We start from the raw sequence: 18,732 nt of genomic DNA on the forward strand, positions 1-18,732 counted from the left end.
CTCGGCCGGCACGGCGGCCCGGTACCGCTCGGCAAGCCGGACGGTACAAGCGAGCCTTTCTCTGCTTGCGCGTACAACCGTTTAGCCCTCTTGCCGGTCTCCTGTCCGCGGACTCGGTGCGTCACCCGAAACCACATCGGTGAATGACGTGTGGCGAGCCCGCCTACTACTGGCCACGAGCCCCTCGGCGCCGGGAGGGCTTCTGTAACCTCACCGGCTTCGCGACTCATAAAGGAATTCCGGCACATATGCCCAACCGCGCAACAACTACGCTTGCTACCTTGCTGGTAGCGGGCCTCATCCCCCTTACCTTGCCGGCCGCAGGAGCGAGTGCCGCGCCCGCCAAGAACGGGGACGACTTCAACGGCGACGGCTACCGCGACTACGCCTACTCGAGCTTCAGCGCGGGCGGGGGCGGCGGCGTCACGGTGGTCTTCGGGACCGCCACTGGACCCGGCAGCACGCGGCAGCGCATCACCCAGGCGAGCCCCGGCGTACCCGGCGCCGACGAAGCCGACGACATGTTCGGCGAGGTGAAGGCCGCGGCCGACTTCGACGGCGACGGATTCGGTGACCTCGCGGTGGCGGCGACGGGCGAGAACGGCTCCGCAGGCGCCGACCAGGGCGCCGTGACGCTCCTTTGGGGCTCCGCCTCCGGCCTGTCCACGGGCACGACTCTCCCGAACAAGAACCCGGGCCGCTACAACGCCATGGGCAAGGATCTGGCGACCGGCGACTTCAACGGCGACGGCAAGCAGGACCTGGCCGTCATCAACGAGGCCATGACGTACGTCTACCGCGGTCCCTTCACGCGCACCGGCACCACCGGCACCGTGACCAAGCTCGAAAAGACGACGTCGTCCTTCTATGCCACGGCGTTGATCTCCGGCAGCGTCAACGGCGACAGCAAGACCGACCTCGCGATCATCGGTGACGTGGTCAGCTCCGAATACGTCGCCTCCGACGTCTGGTTCGTCAAGGGCGGCGCGAGCTCGCTCACCCCGGGCAGCAGCCTGCGCCTGGAGTCCCAGTCCGGCAACGGCGGCAGCACCGAGCGCGGCGGAGACGGCGTCATCGCCGACTTCGACAAGGACGGCTACGGCGACATCGCCGTCGGCACAGCGATGTACTCCACGCACAAGGGCCGTGTCAGCGTCTGGTACGGCTCCTCCGCCGGCCCCTCCCAAAGCACCCGTCTCACCCAGTCGACGAGTGGTGTCGCCGGGTCCCCGGAAAACTACGACAACTTCGGGTCCTCCGTCTCCGCGGGCGACGTCAACGGCGACGGCTACGCCGACCTCGCGGTCGGCGTGCGAGACGAAGAGATCGACGGCCAGGACAACGCGGGCGGCGTGCACATCTTCAAGGGACGGTCCAGCCGTCTGTCCGGCACCGGCTCGCAGTGGTTTGCCCGCAACAGCCCCGGCGTGCCTGGCCCGTTGATGGCCGACGACCGGTTCGGCGGCCTCGTCCGACTGCGCGACATCGACGGTGACAACACGGCCGACCTGTTCGTCAGCGGCGTCGACACTGTGCGCCTGCCCGGCTCAGCCAGCGGCATCACCACGACAGGCGCAACGACATACAACGCGGCACCCATCGAGAGCTTCCTCCAATAGCCCCAAGGTGCCGTCCCACAACGGCGGGAGTTCTGTGACCTTGTCCTGGCGGTCATGAGACGTGCTCCTATTCGCCCTCACCCGAAAAGGGGCGCTAGTAGGTTCGCCAGGAGGTCCGTGCCGCACCCACGCGGCACGGACGTCTCCTGACGGCGAGACCGCCACGGTGTTCGCTCGGGGAACCGGCCGGGCCTCCGAGTCGGTGACCTGTCACGGAGGTTGCCCGGCTTGCAGCGCCAGCGGTGAGAACGCGTGGCGGCCCCACCGCTGGAGTTTCTGACCTCGCGTGGCGCCTACGCGTTGGGCTCCTGGCGCGGGTCGGCGAAGAAGCGCAGCCGGACGCCGGGCTCGCCCGCTCTCGAGTCGTGCGAGCCACGCAGGCTGCAGCGCAGCGCTCGGCGAGCAGTTGCTGGATGGCGAAGGCAGTTGCGTTTTGGTGCCGCCGACGAGGTCGGCACCAGGTCTCCGAAGTCGTAGGCGGCGTGGTTGGCAGCCTCGGCGACGTCCTCGATTGGTAGGTACGGCGATGCTCACCGCACACTTCTCGCTTACGCACTGGTGGATCGCCGCGATCGTGTCCGGCCTCGCCCTGGCGGTCGCGATGCAGTCCCTGGCCGACAAGACCAGAGACAAGCTGATCGCGGCGTCGGCCGTCACGCTCGCCACCGCGCTCTACACGTCACTGCGCGCATCCGGCGAGGGGGCACAGCAGGCACTGCAGCTGTTCATCTCGGGCTCCCTGTCCGTGGCAATCCTGCGGATCCCCTTCGCCGGGTGGCTACGCCGCCAGCAGGTGCTGAAACATGCGGGACAGCCGATGGAAGAGTTGACCGGCAAGCAGATCGCGGTATTCCTTGCGACCTGGGTCGCCGTCGTGATCTGCATCGTCATCCTCTGACGTACGCAACGCAGCTTCGCCGCATCAGCGGCGGAGCTGCGGCACGACGGAGCCTGTACTGACAGGCCTCCGCTCAGATGCGGTCGTGCAGTGGCCCGATCAGCCCTCGGCCGATGAGTAGCGCCCATAGCGGTCCGTGCGCATCCGCAGCTTCGAGGACGGCGAATAGGGCCGTTCGCGCACCTGTAAGGAGGTTCGTGTAGGCGTGCGGGTGCGGAGTAGGCGTTGTTAGAGCCGGCTGCCAACATCCGGGCATGGCCCGGATCAGCCCCCGATTCGCCCGCACCTACTTCGCGGAGATTGCCGGCGACTCCGCCCTCCCGCTCGACCCGGCGGGCCAGCAGAATGCTAGATCGCTCCGAAGAGTTCGTTCCCAGGATCAAGTGAGACGGAGCATGACAGTGGGACACATGCATATGCTCAGCAGCTGATCGCGCGGGCGAAAGACGGCACCATCCCGCCGCGAGAGGTGCAACAAATCGACCAAACAGTCACCGAGTGTCGACCTGGCCGGGAGCTCTATCAGAGGCTGCACGCGGTGGCCTGTGCGGGCGGACCCGAATATGAGCCGCTGATCGCCACATATCTGATCTATCCCGAGGACCCCGAGATCTCGGCGCTCGCCGTGCAAGTACTCACGGCGCACTGGAAAGTGGGGATGAAATACCGGAGGCAGATCCTCGAGCTACTGGGCTCCCCCGAGTGGGATACGAATGATGATGCGTTTCTGGCTGCAGTCTCGGGAGCAGGGGCCATCCTGCACGACGGGTTCGACGCCGAACTCCTCCGGACCCTGCTGAAGCTCACGGAGGAAGGCCGAGGTGAGCACAACGATGATCTTGTGCAGAGTCTCGCGGTGCAGGCGCTCGCCCGCGCGCTGGGCGCCAGCCACGCCGAGTTGACGAGACTGCCCGAAGGCGTTAAGCGTGCGCAGTGGTCTCAGAGCCTCAGAAGAGCCGCGCGTCAAAAACTGCAGAAGGCCGCGCCTCAGCCCCGACTTCACTGACGCGCAAGGCCATCGTGAGGCGCTTTTCAGCGCGGGCGCCGACCGACATCGCCGACTTTTCGTCCGCGCGGGTCCGCTCCGATCCGAGGCATTCCCGGCGGGCTCACAGGGTGTAGGCCCGGGTCGCGAGCCAGGCCCGGGGCGCGGACCGGGCCCGGAGGACGCTGATCCCCGGGGCCCGTGGTGTGCCGGGGCAGGGTCGCCGGCGGAACCAGCCGCGGTCCCGGTCCTGCTCGAGGCCGTCCCCCGTCTCCGGCGGCGTCGCGGCCTCGAGGCGTGCCCTTCCGTACGGCCACTGATCCGTAGGTGTTCGCTCCGGTCGGGTTGTTCCTGCTCGGGCGGGCGGAAGCGGTGGCGGGCATATGCGACAGGTGTCGTGCACTTATGCGGCTTACCAGAAGACGCCTGCGTGAAATAGACGACGCTTCCGACGAGCCATCTATGCTGACCCACAGCAGAACAGGGGGAGGGGACAGTCATGGACTGGTTCTGGTGGGTTCTGATCATTTTCTGGACGGGTGGCTTCGCGTGGGCGGCCGACAACATCCGCACCGCGCTGCGCAATCGGCATGAGCGCAAGTTGGAGTTGCTGGAGGCGGCGAAGCAGGAACGTTTGGCCATCGAAGCGGCGCACAAGCCGCCGGAGGCCGTGTGCGGTTGCACGCACCATCTCGCCAAGCACGACAAGCAGGGCCGGTGCCATGAAGGTGTCGAGGTGCCGACGGCCTGGGACGAGAATAAGAAGCCGCTGCGTTACGAGGCCGGCCAATGCAACTGTCAGCAGTACGTGGGACCGCAGCCCCTGTCTCAGGTATTCGCTGAGGACCTGACGGACCGGGCCTGAGGGGGGCACGGCCTCTCACAGCTAGTCCTTGGCCGTGTTGGCCATGAGGTGCCGGTTGGCGTCGCGAGCGGCGTCGCGGTCATCGTCGCGGTCGGAGAGTTGTTGCCGTAGCTCGGTGACGTGCTGTTCGAGCTGGTTGGCACGTTTCTGCAAGGCGTCATGATCGGAGGGTCCGCCCAGGCCCACTTGTTGCCAGATCTGCCCGCCAAGCGCTTCGGCGAGACGCTGTTCGAGGTGGCGGATATGGCGTTTTGGCGGCGGATGCGGTCGGTTCGCAATGTCCACGACGAGCGACTGCTTGCTCGCCCTGGGACCGATGACGGTGCTGGGCGGCGGTTCGGCGGCAGCGCATGCGGTGACAGCGGCATGCACAGGACCGCCCGGTGGCCGCATTCCGTGCACGAGGCGGTGTGGGCGTGTTTGCGGCACCAGGAAGCACAGCCCTTGCATCGCCAGCCCCCGCAGCCGGGTGGCGCCCGAGGCCAGGCAGTTGGCTCTCCGCTTTCGGGGCTGGCCGGGTGGCGGTGTCGTACATCGTCATGCCCAGCCCAACGAGCAGCCGTGCGAGAGGACGTGCGGCACCGTTCAAAGGATCGCCAGCGTGCTGGGCGCTATGGCAGTGTCCGGCGGATCATCGCACCATTCCTCTTCGTTCGGCCACGATGGTATAGGGCGCGAAGCCTCACCGATCGAGAGGGCTGGTGCAGTGGCGATCAGCACGCGACTTGAACGTCGAATCCGGCGCGATTTCCCTGAACCCGGGTCTGCGCGGGAGATCATGCGGTTGCTCAACGAGCTCCCGGACACCGCGGGCTATGACGCGGAGCACTTCGCGAGCGAACGCGTGCAAGCTGCGGTCGTGCTGATCGCCCAAAGGAGCGTCCCTCGGCTTCGTGAGGCCATACGACTCGCTATGACCGACTGGCGCGACCTGCTGGTCGCGGCTGAATTGGCTTACGAAAACTGGCCCGATCGCTTGCGCGCCGAACTGGGACCTTGAAGCTCCTTGATCGCGATCAGGCTCGGAGCCAGAGACTGACCGAGGCGACGGTGACAGTGCCATCGAGCAGAGCGACTCGGTGGCTTGGGTAGGCCCGGCCAGCAGTTCGAGGACGCCGATGCCATACTGCGCGGCGACGACGTCGCAGTCGGCCAGGCTCCAAGCGGCCGAGCCGGACTGACGGCGGCTCACTTGGGCTTGGCTTACCCTCAATGCGGCAGCGAGGCTTGCGATCTCTTCTACCGCTTACCGCGCTGCCGCGCGCTTTGCGTCTCCTCGGGCGCGGCTCGCCGTCGCCTGTCGCCTTCCACAGGCCTCTGATGGCCGCACTCGATGAGGTTGCCTGCCCTGTCGACGACTTCTACGTCACCGTCACCATTCTCGATCCAAACGGCGACGTTCTCGATCGCCGCCGACCGGTCGTTGTCATCCACCCAGCATGTTATGGCGAAGGCCAGTTCATCGCCGTTGTAGTCGGATCGAACCCGGAACGTCTCGCCCGGCCTGAGCCATCGATCCTCACCCAGTGGCTCAAGCCACATGATGAGCCAACCCTTAGAACCGTTACGGACATCGATGACAGCCATGTTCAGAACCTTAGAGGGCTCCCGGAACACTCCTCGGGGCTGCCGAACACGCGGCGCAGCACCGACTCGTCCAGGACGACCGACAGGTGCAGTGGGCGGGCCGGGTCGTAGATCCGGTGCTGGGGCCGCAGCCGCACCTCAGGCGGGTTGCGGCCTATTCGGCCGTGAGTTCGGCGGTCGTTTCCCCAAGGACGGCGTGGGCGTAGCCGGGAGTCTGCAGCCGGTCGGGGACCAGCATGGGGTCGTTGGTGTGGAGGGATGCGGCGTCCGTCTCCAGGGCGATGTAGACGCTCTGGGGGATGCCACCGTAAGAGTGCCACCAGCTCCGCTGCCCGGATGCCCCGGCCAAGACCATCAGGGAGTGGATGACCTGCTGGTCCGTCACCCCGTAAAGAGCGCACAGGTCACGTACGTCACGAGGGCTGACGGCCCGGTTGCCGTTCTCCATATGCCTGATCTTCGGCTGGGACACCATGAGCCACTCAGCCACTTCCGGGCTCCTCAGCCCGCTGGCCAGGCGCAGCCGGCGAAGCTCCACCCCCAGCCGACGCCGCCTGCGGTGGCATTGGACATCGCCGCCACCCGCGGCCACCTCCGACGCAACTCGTCATGCTCACTTGCAGATTGCCACGGCCGCAGGACTGTTGATCACGGGCCGTGCCGGCAACCTCTCCCCACCGACATCCGCACCGCGTTCGACCGACAGCTCACCCGCCACGGCCGCCTCACATGAGGCGCCAACGGCCATCCCGCGGCTGGGATCCAAGCCGCCCGAAGAGTTCCTGCCGCCGGATCCCGAGCCCCCGAAGGAGCCGGAGCCGGACCCCGATCCGGAGCCAGAGCCGGAGCCGGAGCCCCCGAAGGAGCCGGAACTCGAGCCTGCGCCGGAGCCCCCGAACGAGCTGCTGAAGGAGAACCCACCACTGCCCGACGTGGATGACATGGCCACCAGAACTTCTCGAAGAGTGATTGCGTGAGCGCCCAGCGTAGCCGCAGCTGGTAGGGCTGCCTACCGCCGCCGCGTCGTTGACCAGGTGCTCTACCTCAGCGACCCGGACACCGGCACCACCACCATCCGCCAGAACGAGATGTGCACCGAGCTGGGCGCCAGCAAGCTGACCGTGAACCGCGGCTTCAAGGAACTCCGCGAGTGCGGACTGGCCTGGAGTCTCGAAGACTGCGTCTACCGGCTGCACCCACTCCTCACCGGCGGCAAGGTGTCCTCCCCCGTCATGCCGATCCCCGACATCAAGGCCGCCGAGCCCGGACGGTTCACCGAGCAGCGACGGGCCCGCTACGCCGCCCAGACAGCCAACCTCGCCACCACCGGCCGAACACCCCCGCGAGGGCCCTGACCGGCCTCCACCGGCTCCCGCTACCGGGGAGCCCCCATCTTCTCCTTCAAAGGCGGGGCACGCGTCGGTCGCGCACCCCGGGGGTTTGGGCCTTCCTCCGGCCTTCCCGTGCTCGCTGGAGGGTGAGGTGCCTACGCCAGGCCGAGAACGAGGTGATCGGCGCCGCCGCCCTGGAGCAACGGGCGGGCGGTGGTCATCGACGTCCCCTTCGCGAGGAGTTGGCGAAGATGCGGCTGTGGTGGTTGTCGTCGGCGGCTGCCGTTGTGGGGTCCGCTGTCCGGTACGCCGTTGTGGGGTCCGCTGTCCGGTACGGAGAGCGGGGCCTCACGGAGAGCCGGAGCGGCTACGGCACCTGCTCGTAGCTCACCGCAGCACCCGGACAGGCCTCGGCAAGGCGCACCAGCGCGTCCCGCTCGCCAGCATCCGCTGTCAGCTCCCACCGCAGCTTGTCCGCCACCCAGTCCGCGGCATACACGCACTGGTCCGCCGGCACCGGAAGCCAGGCCGCCGGATCCTTGTCCGCCTTCGACCGGTTCGAACTCCCCGAGACCGCGATCAAACTGTTCAGAGCCGGGCGAGTTCTTCGTCGCTGGTGTTGTCGACGCTGCCGTCGACATTGGCGACGCGACAGAAGTCGCCGCCGGGCTGCACGACGTAGCGCCAGGTGAGCGCCATACCTGCCCCCTCTCGGGGTGGAACGTGAGCGAACCGTCACGATCCGCCCAGGCGGGGACCAACGTCAAGAGGCCGGAAGCCCCTGTCGCCGGGTCAGCAGCGACCACAACGACTGAAGGCTGGAACACCCGCATACGCAACGAGTACAGCGCTTGGAGCTCCGCGGTTGCAGCGCGGTTGTGGGAGGGCCAGTTCCGACGCCGGAGGCGGACAGGTTCGCCATTGAATCGTCGGGAATGCCTGACGCGGGCCACCGGCCTGCTGTGCTGCACCACGCGGGATTGACCGTGGGTTTCTCAACTCTCAGAGCTTTGGACACAGACGGGCGCCTGCCCGTAGGTGCGCGAGGGCGCCCCACGTCCGCTTCACGAAGACCAGCCGGATCCTGGCCGAACTGGCCGGCGACCACGCGGACCGGACCTGGGAGAAGCGGATGCGCGAGCTGGTCCGCCCCGACGTGCTCATCCTGGACGACTTCGCCATGCGCCAGCTGACGACGGCCCGTGCCGATGACCTCTACGAACTGGTCTCTGGGCGGCAAGGCCGGTCCCTGATCGTCACCAGCAACCGGGCACCCAGCGACTTGTATTCCCTCTTCCCCAACCCTGTCGTCGCCGAATCACTCCTGGACCGGCTCATCAACACCAGCCACCAGGTCATCATGAACGGTCCCAGCTACCGTCCGAACAGGCGGCCCAGAAATCCGACGGACAAACACGACGGGCTCCGGTCAGGTGAGTCCGGGACGCTGATCGGCAAGCAACGGCACCAAGGTTGCGGCAAAGCGGTGGAACTGGGCCGCGGCTGGGCCGACGGCATCGTCGGGATAGCGACCGAGCCCGACGGTCAGGGACTCGCGAGCCGCTTCATGCCGACCCTGCAGAAACAGCAGGGTCGGCAGCAGCAACCGCGTCCGTTAAGGATTCGGAACGTTGCCGCCGGCCTTCAGCGCCTCGATCAGCGCTTCTGGCGTCGCATGGGTCCGCGCGAACGACAAGCCGTACTTGTTTACCAGCCCCAGAAGTTCCTCCGATGCCGACTCCGCATCGTCCTCGGTGGCCACCCTGAGCTGCAGGAACGTGTTATCGGGCGTCAGATATCTGACTGGTCGGGCGATCGTTGCCGATGGCTCAGGTCGTTCGCCCAAGAGCTGTGCGAGGAGACGCTCGAGGGGGTCATAGCGAAGCCCGACGACCGGGTTGATCTCCAAGGGATGATGCCTTGAGGCGCGGTTGAGCCCGAGCCAGGCATCGAAACCATCCCCTAGGGCAAACATGTAGATATCACCCGAACGCTCTCGCCAGCCAGCATCCAGCATTCGTCTGCGACTCGCTGTGCTAAACGCGGGGATCAAGTCGCGCATCACGTGCACAGCCTAGTGAGCCCACCGCCACGCGGCGGCTGCGGGGCCCCCGGCCGAGAACCGATGCCGTTCTCCTCACACCCCTAGCAACTGGGGAACCACGTGATCGTCCACAGTGTCGGCCGAACAACGCCTGGCGCAGCGTCGGATAGGACTGCTGGGGGTTCACTGTCGGGGGATCGCTACTTATCCTGCGTGCTCTGCGGTCTACCTCGTTCAGCGCGGAAGTCGTCCAAGAGGGAGAAGAACATCTCCATGGGGGGTGCACCCGCCGTGTCGGCTGCCCGTTCGATTTCGACAGCCCAGCCCAGATTGCTGGGGTACGCCATGTTCATCCGCTTCCACAGCCATTGAGGGAAGGGGCCACCGTTCAAGAAGTCGAAGCTCTCATCGCTGTCGTGGATCTCGCAGGCCACTGCGTAGCCGACAAGCATGGATTCCAGATGCTGAAGAGAGCTTTGGCGAACCCACATTCCCGGGCGGAGTCGGACCTGGTCCAGGAACTCGTGGACATCATGCATCTCTCGCGGCATGCGCCACCCGGGCCTGTGGGCCGCCGACTCAGTCATACCTGCAGCCTACCGACAACAGCTGACGCAGGAAGCGAGTCTGTCGGTGAGTGATGAGGCAGCAGGCGAGTTTCCGGCGGCCGGCCCATCTGCTCGCCCCGGCACCGACCGGACCATGATCAATCTCGATGCAGCCTCAGCCCGGGTCCGCGGACCAACCGTCTCGTCACTGCCGCGCGTCAATGCAAAAATTCGGCGCGACGAGGACGCCTTCGTCGATCGGCTGCGAAGCGTTCCCACGTACTTGAGGAGGGGCCTCGACTCCACAGTCCCCAAGGACACACTGAGCACGCTGAAACCGAGGTCGCTAGGTGGTACGAGTGGGACCGCTACTGTTTTTCCTCTACTGTGCCTCCTCGATCGCGTAGAGGATGCGGTCGTCGTGGAGCTCGGTGGTGAATCCCGGGCCGCGCAGGCAGGACCTGTGACCGGCTCGGCCCCCGAGGGGTTCGGGGAGCAGCGCGGAAACCGGCTGCTGGCCTGCGGGACCTTGAGGGCTGCCACGGTGCGATGGGCACCGTCCCTTGCCCATGACACCGAGGTCCGCCGCAGGATGACCGCGTGGAAGGCGGACCGGCAGCCACCGAGCGCGGTGGCTGCCCCCACCGCCGGTTGCCCTTAGTTCCTGGACTCGGGGTCAGGCAAGGGCCTGGGCGGTGTAGACCGTGCCGAGGGCGGCGGCGAGGGTTCCGAGCAGGAGGCGGAGCAGGGTTTCGGGGAGGCGGGGTTGGAGCCGTGCGCCGAGGTAGCCGCCGATCAGACCCCCGAGGCCGCAAGCCAGGCCCAGCCTCCAGTGGGGCGCGATGGGCCCGGGATTCGCCAAAGCCATCAGCGCGTATGCGCCGGATCCGGCTAGGGATGTGGTGAAGGTGGCGGCGAGGGTGGCCGGTGCGAGGCGGGCCATCGGCATGCAGCAGGACCCGCAACTCCTGAAGTTGCGGACCTTTCGGCGTTTCCTGGACCGAAGCGCATACGCGTGAGAGGCGGGCGGATCACGGCGAGCATGACCGTGGATGACCCGTCGCCAGGTGCAGGGCGGCGGGCCCTACGGCTACGGGGCCAGCTCGTAGGTCACCGTCCGTTCGGGGCAGGTATCCGCTGCCTTGCTGAGGGCGGCCAGCTCGGTGTCGTCCGCGGTGAGGGTCCAGCGGAGCTTGGTGCCCACCCATTCAGCGGGCAGTACGCTTCGGCGGCCGGCGGGAGCCACTTGGCGGGGGCCTTGTCGGCCTTGCTCCGGTTGGAGCGGCCGGTGACCGCGATCAGGCTGGCCGGTGCTTGTTGGTCGTTGGCGTAGGCCTCGCGTCGGGGGGGAGTCCAGGCGGAGGCGCCGCTGTCCCATGCCTCGGCGAGGGGGACCGTGTGGTCGATGTCCAGGACGCCCGGGGAGGTCACCCAGGTCGCGTCGTAGTAAGGCCACCACCGGCCGCCGGTCAGGCGACGCCCGGGGCCGACGGCCGGCGGTTCGACAGCTTCCTCGAGCAGCACTTTGTTGCGGGTGTTGCAGCCGTCGGCCGGGGCATCACCGGCGTTCCAGTGCTTGAAGGCGCTTCGGGTGTAGCCGTCACGGGACTCGGTGGCCGGCGACAGCGTCGGCCAAGGGCACGTTGTCGGCGGCGTGTGCCGGCTTTGAACTGTGCGCCTCCCGTGTGGGGGGATTGGTCGTACCGGAGAAACGACACGCCACACAGGGACCGGCCCCTGCCGTGCACGACACAAAGGGACCCTTTTCGAGCTGGCCACCGTGGCGGGAGGGAGTGCTCCGTTGCAAGGTCGTTCCCGTCGGGAATTCTCTACCTCAACTAATCACCCGGAGTTTCCCACTGCCCCCTGGCCACCCCGTCCGTGTCCGGTACGACGGCGCACCAGAAGCCCAGCGCCGCATCGGCCAGCATGAGCGAGAAACCATCCTCCGAGACCTCGGAGAGTGTGTCGGCCCCACCGGGGTAGTGCCGGTGAGCCAGTTCGCCGTGCTGCAGCGGGGCCACGAATGCGGTGAAGCCGCTTTGCAGCAGCTCCGTTCTGGGATGCAACTCCGGCTCGGCGGCCACGCAAACCAGCGAGCGCGGCCGCAGCAGTAGGGCAACTTCGGCTGTGCTATCCGGCGTCACGCGGAACCATCTGCACCCGTAGGCGCCGTACGCCCAGCGCTCGCAGACCAGGGTCAGGCGCTCGGACGCCTCCAACACCCTCGCCCAGAAACCCGCGTCCGCGACGGCGTCGATGGGGTCCGAGACCTCCATGGGTTCAGGAGCCGCGTCTCGCCACACGAACGTCACGCCCTCACCATGGAATCCCGCCAGATTGGCGGCCACCGCTGGTGTCGTGAAGAGGTGAACCGCTCCGTCCCACCCCGACTCGATCTGCAGTCTCCCGGGTGCGGTGAGCTGACAATACGGCCCACGCCCGGCTGCCATCCCATCGACGAGAGCTATCGCTTGCGGCGGCCGGACCTCCGCACCGTTGCGCAGGCCGCGGTGCTCTTCGGGAAGAGGCTCGCTCACCAGCAGCCCGCCCACCTCCAGGAGGTCCGCTCCGCTCCCCTCAATCGCGGCTCCGAGCACTCCGCGAAGCTCCGCCGCGTACACGCTCCAGGCAGCCGCTTCCGCCAGCTGCACTCGCACGTGCTCGCTGCCGGGGCTGATGATCAGCTCTATGCTCATTTCGCTAGGCACTTGAATCCTCGCAGCTCTCCGTTCGGCCCGATGTCCAACCCCACGTTTGGTCTCGGGCCGAGCCTCCCGACCGCGGGCACTCCACACGCAGCCGTCGTCGTTCTCCGTGGGCACGCCGACAACCGTCTCGGCCCTTGGTGCGTGCCCGCATCCAGCTCGGCGGGCCGATCGCACTCGTCTGGGACAATGTCCGCCTCCACCTGACGGCCGGGATGCGGGAGTTCATCGCCACGCATGCCGCCTGGCTCACCGGGTTCCAACTCCCCACCTACGCGCCGGACCTGAACCAGCAGGAGGGCATCTGGTCGCTGGTCAAACGCGACCTCGGCAACCTTGCCGCAGCCGACCCGGGCCAGATCACCAGGGCCGTGAAGCACAGGCTCAAGCAGATCCAGTACCGCCCGGATTTCGTCGACAACTGCCTTGCAGGCACGGGCCTCATCACGGACGACTGACCGGCGCTGCAGATTGGTCAGTCGCCGTAGTACCGATCGTAGGAGGCGGAGCGCTCCTCCACTGAGAAGTCCTCGAATTCACCGTCCGCCTCGAGCTCGCTCAGTCGATCCAGCGCCGCCGCAGCAGCAGGTGCACGGTTGGCAGAAAGGTAGGCCTTCGTCGCGTCGACCCCGTTCCCAAGCAGGAATTCGATGTCGATCGAGCACGCTGCGTCGAAGCTGGCTTGCTTCGCACTCCAGACCAGGAGCACGTCGTCGAGGTCGCCGCTGTTGAACAGCTGAAAGCAGCAGAGCCTCATCAGCTCTGTGTCGCCCTCGCCCTGGGCGCGTCTCTCACGCGCCGTGTGCTCTCTGAGGAGTGCACGGACCTCGTCGAGATCCGCGCCGACGGGGCGAAGCCCGTAGCGGTGCCAGCTTTCCTTGACATCCATCGCTGGTCTCCTTGATCGTCCGGCCCGGCCCGTGGCTGTCGGCCCCACCCATCGCCGTTCGGTCGGAGGACGGCTCCTCTGCCGGTCACAGTATGCACACCGCGGGTCGGCCCATGTCGGTGGCCACGGCGCAGATGACCGATGGCCCACGCCAGCCGACATCACCCCGTCAAGTGGAGTAGTACTCCAGCCGTAGATCGTGATCTTCATGGTCGTGCGGCTGCATGCCGTCGTCGGTAGTGCGAGTCGCGGGCGCGGGCTTGGTACCGGCGTCGCCAGGTGGACCAGCCGAGCCAGGAAGGCGTGGGTGACCATGGCGAGGGTGACCCACCGATGCCAGGAGGTCCAGCGGCGGACCTGGTGTTCGTTGAGGCCCGCCAGGCTCTTGCCAGCCTGCAAGGTCTCCTCCACTGTCCAGCCGTTTCCCCTGCCACGCGCACCAGATCGGACCGCGGGACCGGGTGCGGTGAGAAGCAGCGGTAGAAGGCGAGTTCGCCACTTCCCCGGTTTCGGCGGACCAGCAACCACCTCGAACGTCGCCCGCCACCGGACAGGCACTACGCTGTGACCTGCGGCCACCGCATGATCTTTGATTGTCGACACAACTCGCGATGGTCGACGGCGGCCGCAGCCGTCTCCGCACCCACCCCGACCAGCAAGATCAGGCTCCACGGCTGAGGCAGTAGGCTCTGGTCGCCTACGGTTGCGGTGCGGGGGGATGTTGATGACGGCCACAGGATGGTTCGTGCTCATCGAGCAGTCGGAGTCGGTCGGCGGCGACTACAACTATCGGGTCGCCAAAACGATCCCCGCGGGTGATGAGGCCAGCGCGGCGTGGGACCTGGCTCTGGAAGTGGCCCGGACACACAACCGCTACGGATACGCGCGTGATCACACGCGGGAGATCTACCGTGCGCCCGATGGGGCACTCCGCGTCCTCTTCAGAAAGAGCCACGGATATGTCTCCGCCGACTTTCGGGTCTCGGTGGCGGAACTCGTGGATGTACGCGAGCCTGAGGGGCCCACCGAGGACAAACAGTCAGGCGGCGCCCAGGGGCGCGTGTTTGGCCGATTCCGGCGCTGATACTCTCGGCTCCGCATGCGTGTCCGATCCGTCGGCGGCAACGTTGCGCCGAGCGAGTTCTCCCACTGCAGGGCGCACGCGTGTAGCTCGATCTCCTCGACCGGCGTGGTCGCACTGCCAAGCACCCGGGATCGGCCTCGGGACTGGTAGGCCCGCATGTCGCGTATTCGCGGCTGAGGCCCACGGACCATGACGCTGGTGAGAAGTCGGGCCGGTTCATTGGGTCTGGCATGATCGCGCGGTGAGTGATGCAAGGCTGCTGGCCGTGGAGGCCGTTGAGTCACATGTCCGTGCTTTCTTCGAGGGGCATTCCGTTGAGGTCGTCATCTGCGACCTGGGACCGGACCGGCGCGAGGTTCTGCTCGACCTGCGGGTTCTCGTTGTCGGCCCCGGTCCGCGCAGCGATAGCTGGGCCTATGTGACCGCCGGGTGCTGGGCTGCGATGGAGAAGGACGGTCATGGGCTTGAGTTCGTCATGACCGCCCACGTCCGCGACCAGCAGTTCATCGACCTCATGGCCATGATCACGTACTACCACTGTGGTGGGCATCAGCTCGACCTGGAGCACAGCATGCCGATCGGTGAACCATGGGTGCCGGGCTCGAACTGCGACCACCTGCTGATCAGCCTGCCCTATCTCCACGGACCTGACCTTGAACACTGTCCGCTACCCGGGGGGCATGCCCGCATCCTGTGGACCTTGCCTGTGACGGCCGCCGAGATCGAGTTCCGCAGGCATCAGGGGCATGAGGCGTTGGAGCAGCTCTTCGACGAGGCGGAGATCATTCCCACTGACCCTTTCCGCGCATCGGTCGTGTGAGGCAACGGCCGAACCTCTCCTGGCGGTCACCGCGAGTGATCACCAGGAGCGTCCAGGTTCCGCCAGCTTCGGTGACCAGGCGGGTGGCGGTCCTGTCGTGGTAGCCGAGTGCTTTCGCGATGACGGGGGCCGGGACTTGGAGGACGAGCCGACGGATCGCGGAGGTTCTGCCGCGCTGTGGAGGAACGCCGATCTCACGCAGATGGACTTGCAGGCTGACCGGGCTCATCGGCTGTCCGGGCTGACGGCCGGGGAAGAGCCACCGTGAGCTCCTGCTGCTGGCTTAGGTCAAGTGTTGCCGGGTGTCGGCGTACTCGCTTATGTGCAGAGCCGCGTACGGATGAACGTGCAGAGCAAGGAGACCTGTGAAGCGTGGGCGTCGTGGTTCGAGATGATGGAGCGGTGTCTCTTCGCTATTTCAATCAGACCGGCTGGACCGCGATCTTCAATGGCACCGACACCGAGGTCGGCCGCATGGTGGGTGTGGAGGGCTGGGACCAAACGTCCGGAACGGCCTTGGTCGTCGATCCCAAGCGTGGTGCCCTGCGTCCGGTGACGGACTACGAGGACTTCTCCCACCTGGAGCGAGCTGACCAGGTCGTGGCCGCGGTGCCTGGTGGAGGGTGGCGGGTGCACTGGAAGGACGAGGGCCCAGGGGGAACGCCGCTGACGGAACAGGTACTGGCCTGGCTCATCACGTCCCAGGGGCGGGCGACGGCCATCACGGTCGATGCTCAGGGGCATGTCGAGGATGCCCATGGCGCCGACGCCTTCATCCCGCCTGGCGAGGATCCGGTGTCCTGATCGCAGCTGGTCAGGTCACGTCGTTCTCTCGATCGATGGCCTGGAGGCGGTCCTTCAGCGGGCAGCTGGGGCCGTTGATGGAGATCACCCCGGCCAGCTGGTCGGTGCTTCAACGATGCCTGGCCCACCGCGGGAGCCAGCACGACAACCCCAACGTGATCGTCACAAAGATCACCGAATCCGGCCGGGTAGGAGCTTCGACCGCCTATGTCAGCGACGTCCTCGACCCCTGTGGCGTCCCACCGCGGACCCTGCGGAGCACCCGGCTCGCCGAGCTGGTTGATCACCCTTGACCCCAAACTCGTCGCCACAGCTCTCGGCATGGAGATGGATCATCCCCGCGGGTGCGGGGAGCAGGCCAGCCGCGCGGCGGGGACGAAGGTGCGGAAGGGTGGTGCCAGGTCACCCCGAGACCCGGCACCACCCCGCCCCACGACAGCCCACGGAAGCAACAGGCCGCTTCGCCTACACGAAGGGCTTCGCTCTGCCGGAGGCGGGCCCGGTGGGCAACGGTGCTGCGGCGCAGCGCGTTTCGAGGTGCCCTCGCCTGGCGGCTTTCGTCCTTCGGTGCTGTGTCAGTGCCGCGTGCCACACTGCCGGCCATGTCGCTCGCTGATCTCACTCTCGACCTGTGGCGGACCTTCGACGAGGTCACCGCCCGGAGGATCGCCCAAAATGCCGCTGTCCACGTGGGCGGCCGAGTGTCACTCTTCGAGGCCAGCGATCACCTCGGTTCACCGCTGCACCGCGTCCGGGTCGAACGGGACAGGCAGGAGTTCGCACTGATACCCGGAGGGCAGGTGTCCCTGGGCTTCGACCTCAACACCTGGCAGCCGACCGCACAGCAGGCCGCCGACTACGCCGAGAGCCGGGAGCAGGGTTACGGCTACGGGCCCGATCTGCGGACCCACCTCGCGCGGATCCTCAGCGCTCCCCGCAGCGTTCACCTGGACACCGTTCTCATGGCCGTGGAGGACGAGTCCCTGACCGAACCTCCGGCCAACCTGCCGGCTGCCCTCTCCATCCGTGGTTTGCGGATGCCCAGCCCCGACGAGTGGGAACACGCCTGCGGCGCCGGGGCGGACACCCTCTTCCGGTGGGGCGACGACTGTCCCCTCGACCGCATTCCCTACGGCTACGACACCGGCCCGCACAACGAACTGAACGCCTTCGGCCTGCACATCGCCTACGACACCTACCGCGCCGAGCTGACCAGCGATGTCACCGCGGTCCACGGCGGCGACGGGGGCGAGTCGGTGTGCGGCGGCTACGGCCACCTGCTGGCCTGGCTCCCCCTGGCGACCGCCAACCGCAACCCCGACATGGCCGAGTTCGTGTACGGACCGGACGGAGAGGATATGTACGAAGACTTCTCCACACGAGCGGTACTCACGCTCTGAGGGACCGCGTGCGGACGCTCCGCTGCTGCGTCGCTGTGCTTCAGCAGGTCGGCGAGGCGGGCGGTGGGGACGGGCCGGCCGGCCTCCAACAGGAGGAGGGACGGCACTCGGATGGTCGAGTACAAGGGCACGCTGGTGGTCCGGGTGATCAACTCAGGGACCGGTGTCTCCTACGACGCGGACGCGAGCGGCCGGGCCATCGTGGTGATCCGCGCGGACCGCTCGCAGACCTGGTACGTCACCGGTCCGATCCTGGCCGGCTTCGGCGAGGACGGGGGGGGAACGTGGCGCGCGGCCTGTACACCGTGGACGGCACGTACACGCTGGAGGTATCGGCCGACGGGTACAAGACCCTGGACCTGCTGCACGGCTCGGTCGAGCCGCTGTGCGACAAGGTCGCCTGAGCACGGGGAAGGGTTCCTCGAATTCGCCTTCGACAGCTTGGGGAACGGAATGCTGACAGGGATCGTGATCGACGCGCTGGATGTCGCGCGTATGGACCGCGTCTGGCAGGACGCGACGCGGGGCCGGACGGACGGCCTGCGGCTGCGGTTCGAGCCGACGGCCAAGCCGAAGGCGGGCAAGAACCGACTCCACCTCGACCTGGCCGGGGGGCCGGACTGGGAGGTCGAGGTGGCGCGCCTGCTCACACTCGGTGCGACGCGGGTCGACATCGGCCAAGGGGACGTCCCCTGGGATGTGCTGGCTGATCCGGAGGGCAACGAGCTCTGCGTGCTGCGTCCCGCGCATCACGGAGTACGTGCAGACGCTGGACTCGTCGCGCTCTGCCTCGACGTGGCCGAAGAGGACCGCTACGTGCAGCCGTCCTTCTGGCAGTCCCAGGCCGACTGGCACGCGGTCGAGTCCCACGACTGGGGCGTCCGGCTTCGACGGACGCCCACCAGCACGGTCTCGCTGGTGATGGGGCCGCCTGCGGCGCCGAAAACGACACGGAACAGGCTACGATTGGAAGTCACCCGTAGCGACCGCGGACCCGGCGAGTTCCTCGACGCCGGCGGCAACGAATTCCACGTCACCCACTGAGCGTTCTCAGCGTGGCCGCGGATCGGGGGCGCCGGTCAGGTCGAGGAAGGGGCGCAACGCACGAGGATCCCGTTCCGTTGGTGGAGGTGTTCGAAGTCCCAACACA

19 protein-coding genes and 5 pseudogenes are annotated in these 18,732 nt (G+C 67.2%); 13 read left to right on the top strand and 11 right to left on the bottom strand.

The features are described 5' to 3' along the window. The first annotated feature begins 281 nt into the window (after nt 1-281). The 4 genes from ACZ4NT_RS34515 to ACZ4NT_RS34530 all read left to right on the top strand — a co-directional run bounded on the left by ACZ4NT_RS34515 (nt 282) and on the right by ACZ4NT_RS34530 (nt 4,367). The gene (locus ACZ4NT_RS34515) at nt 282-1,619 is read left to right on the top strand and encodes an FG-GAP and VCBS repeat-containing protein (RefSeq protein WP_467729079.1); all 1,338 of its coding nucleotides are present in this window, start codon (nt 282-284) and stop codon (nt 1,617-1,619) included. 526 nt (nt 1,620-2,145) lie between these two features. Next, nucleotides 2,146-2,517 (top strand): hypothetical protein, encoded by a 372-nt coding sequence (locus ACZ4NT_RS34520; RefSeq protein ID WP_467729081.1) that lies wholly within the window; start codon nt 2,146-2,148, stop codon nt 2,515-2,517. A 469-nt stretch (nt 2,518-2,986) separates the two neighbouring features. Then, entirely contained in the window at nt 2,987-3,523 is a 537-nt protein-coding gene (locus ACZ4NT_RS34525; protein ID WP_467729083.1) for a hypothetical protein, read from the top strand. A 478-nt stretch (nt 3,524-4,001) separates the two neighbouring features. Continuing rightward, on the top strand, nt 4,002-4,367 hold the full coding sequence (locus ACZ4NT_RS34530) for a hypothetical protein (RefSeq protein WP_467729085.1): 366 nt from the start codon (nt 4,002-4,004) through the stop codon (nt 4,365-4,367). Nucleotides 4,368-4,388: 21 nt separating this feature from the next. On the opposite strand, the gene ACZ4NT_RS34535 is transcribed toward ACZ4NT_RS34530, so the two are convergent. Next, nucleotides 4,389-4,652, bottom strand: a complete 264-nt coding sequence (locus ACZ4NT_RS34535) for a hypothetical protein (RefSeq protein ID WP_467729087.1) — start codon at nt 4,650-4,652, stop codon at nt 4,389-4,391. Between the two features lie 421 nt (nt 4,653-5,073). Between ACZ4NT_RS34535 and ACZ4NT_RS34540 the strand changes: the two genes are divergently transcribed. Continuing rightward, complete coding sequence (locus ACZ4NT_RS34540) at nt 5,074-5,367, top strand: hypothetical protein (protein WP_467729089.1); 294 nt, start codon at nt 5,074-5,076, stop codon at nt 5,365-5,367. A 239-nt stretch (nt 5,368-5,606) separates the two neighbouring features. Here the strand turns inward: ACZ4NT_RS34540 and ACZ4NT_RS34545 are convergent, their stop codons facing one another. The 3 genes from ACZ4NT_RS34545 to ACZ4NT_RS34555 are packed head-to-tail and all read right to left on the bottom strand — an operon-like array spanning nt 5,607 to nt 6,444. After that, a complete protein-coding gene (locus ACZ4NT_RS34545) occupies nt 5,607-5,954 on the bottom strand; it encodes a hypothetical protein (protein ID WP_467729091.1) in 348 nt (115 codons plus the stop codon). Between the two features lie 2 nt (nt 5,955-5,956). Further along, the gene (locus tag ACZ4NT_RS34550; protein ID WP_467729093.1) at nt 5,957-6,091 is read right to left on the bottom strand and encodes a hypothetical protein; all 135 of its coding nucleotides are present in this window, start codon (nt 6,089-6,091) and stop codon (nt 5,957-5,959) included. Nucleotides 6,092-6,108: 17 nt separating this feature from the next. Then, entirely contained in the window at nt 6,109-6,444 is a 336-nt protein-coding gene (locus ACZ4NT_RS34555; protein ID WP_467729095.1) for a helix-turn-helix domain-containing protein, read from the bottom strand. A 544-nt stretch (nt 6,445-6,988) separates the two neighbouring features. Here ACZ4NT_RS34555 and ACZ4NT_RS34560 point away from each other — a divergent pair. After that, the gene (locus tag ACZ4NT_RS34560) at nt 6,989-7,309 is read left to right on the top strand and encodes a hypothetical protein (RefSeq protein WP_467729097.1); all 321 of its coding nucleotides are present in this window, start codon (nt 6,989-6,991) and stop codon (nt 7,307-7,309) included. A gap of 343 nt (nt 7,310-7,652) precedes the next feature. Here ACZ4NT_RS34560 and ACZ4NT_RS34565 read toward each other — a convergent pair whose 3' ends face one another. Beyond that, entirely contained in the window at nt 7,653-7,868 is a 216-nt protein-coding gene (locus ACZ4NT_RS34565; RefSeq protein WP_467729099.1) for a hypothetical protein, read from the bottom strand. 471 nt (nt 7,869-8,339) lie between these two features. Between ACZ4NT_RS34565 and ACZ4NT_RS34570 the strand changes: the two are divergent. Beyond that, nucleotides 8,340-8,699 (top strand): annotated as a pseudogene (locus ACZ4NT_RS34570) (ATP-binding protein); the annotation flags it as partial. A gap of 830 nt (nt 8,700-9,529) precedes the next feature. Here ACZ4NT_RS34570 and ACZ4NT_RS34575 read toward each other — a convergent pair. The 4 genes and pseudogenes from ACZ4NT_RS34575 to ACZ4NT_RS34590 form a co-directional block, all read right to left on the bottom strand. Continuing rightward, nucleotides 9,530-9,916 carry a hypothetical protein gene (locus ACZ4NT_RS34575; RefSeq protein ID WP_467729100.1) on the bottom strand — a complete coding sequence of 129 codons (387 nt, stop codon included), beginning with the start codon at nt 9,914-9,916 and terminating at the stop codon, nt 9,530-9,532. A 637-nt stretch (nt 9,917-10,553) separates the two neighbouring features. Then, a pseudogene (locus tag ACZ4NT_RS34580) lies at nt 10,554-10,826 on the bottom strand (TSUP family transporter); the annotation flags it as partial. A 141-nt stretch (nt 10,827-10,967) separates the two neighbouring features. After that, nucleotides 10,968-11,600 (bottom strand): annotated as a pseudogene (locus ACZ4NT_RS34585) (HNH endonuclease family protein). A 115-nt stretch (nt 11,601-11,715) separates the two neighbouring features. Continuing rightward, complete coding sequence (locus tag ACZ4NT_RS34590) at nt 11,716-12,576, bottom strand: hypothetical protein (RefSeq protein WP_467729102.1); 861 nt, start codon at nt 12,574-12,576, stop codon at nt 11,716-11,718. Nucleotides 12,577-12,722: 146 nt separating this feature from the next. Between ACZ4NT_RS34590 and ACZ4NT_RS34595 the strand changes: the two are divergent. Beyond that, nucleotides 12,723-13,043 (top strand): annotated as a pseudogene (locus ACZ4NT_RS34595) (transposase); the annotation flags it as partial. A gap of 17 nt (nt 13,044-13,060) precedes the next feature. Here ACZ4NT_RS34595 and ACZ4NT_RS34600 read toward each other — a convergent pair. Beyond that, complete coding sequence (locus tag ACZ4NT_RS34600) at nt 13,061-13,474, bottom strand: hypothetical protein (protein WP_467729104.1); 414 nt, start codon at nt 13,472-13,474, stop codon at nt 13,061-13,063. A 206-nt stretch (nt 13,475-13,680) separates the two neighbouring features. Further along, a pseudogene (locus tag ACZ4NT_RS34605) lies at nt 13,681-14,004 on the bottom strand (IS701 family transposase); the annotation flags it as partial. A gap of 215 nt (nt 14,005-14,219) precedes the next feature. Here ACZ4NT_RS34605 and ACZ4NT_RS34610 point away from each other — a divergent pair. From ACZ4NT_RS34610 to ACZ4NT_RS34630, 5 genes are all read left to right on the top strand, one after another. Further along, nucleotides 14,220-14,558 carry a hypothetical protein gene (locus ACZ4NT_RS34610; RefSeq protein ID WP_147464403.1) on the top strand — a complete coding sequence of 113 codons (339 nt, stop codon included), beginning with the start codon at nt 14,220-14,222 and terminating at the stop codon, nt 14,556-14,558. A gap of 241 nt (nt 14,559-14,799) precedes the next feature. After that, on the top strand, nt 14,800-15,378 hold the full coding sequence (locus ACZ4NT_RS34615; RefSeq protein WP_467729106.1) for a suppressor of fused domain protein: 579 nt from the start codon (nt 14,800-14,802) through the stop codon (nt 15,376-15,378). Between the two features lie 372 nt (nt 15,379-15,750). Further along, nucleotides 15,751-16,182 (top strand): hypothetical protein, encoded by a 432-nt coding sequence (locus ACZ4NT_RS34620; protein ID WP_467729109.1) that lies wholly within the window; start codon nt 15,751-15,753, stop codon nt 16,180-16,182. Between the two features lie 602 nt (nt 16,183-16,784). Beyond that, complete coding sequence (locus ACZ4NT_RS34625) at nt 16,785-17,582, top strand: hypothetical protein (RefSeq protein ID WP_467729111.1); 798 nt, start codon at nt 16,785-16,787, stop codon at nt 17,580-17,582. A 453-nt stretch (nt 17,583-18,035) separates the two neighbouring features. After that, nucleotides 18,036-18,626: a VOC family protein gene (locus ACZ4NT_RS34630; protein WP_467729113.1), complete on the top strand. Its 591-nt coding sequence runs from the start codon at nt 18,036-18,038 to the stop codon at nt 18,624-18,626. Nucleotides 18,627-18,732: the final 106 nt, after the last annotated feature.

The sequence above is a fragment of the Streptomyces sp. NPDC026417 genome (genome assembly GCF_055567695.1).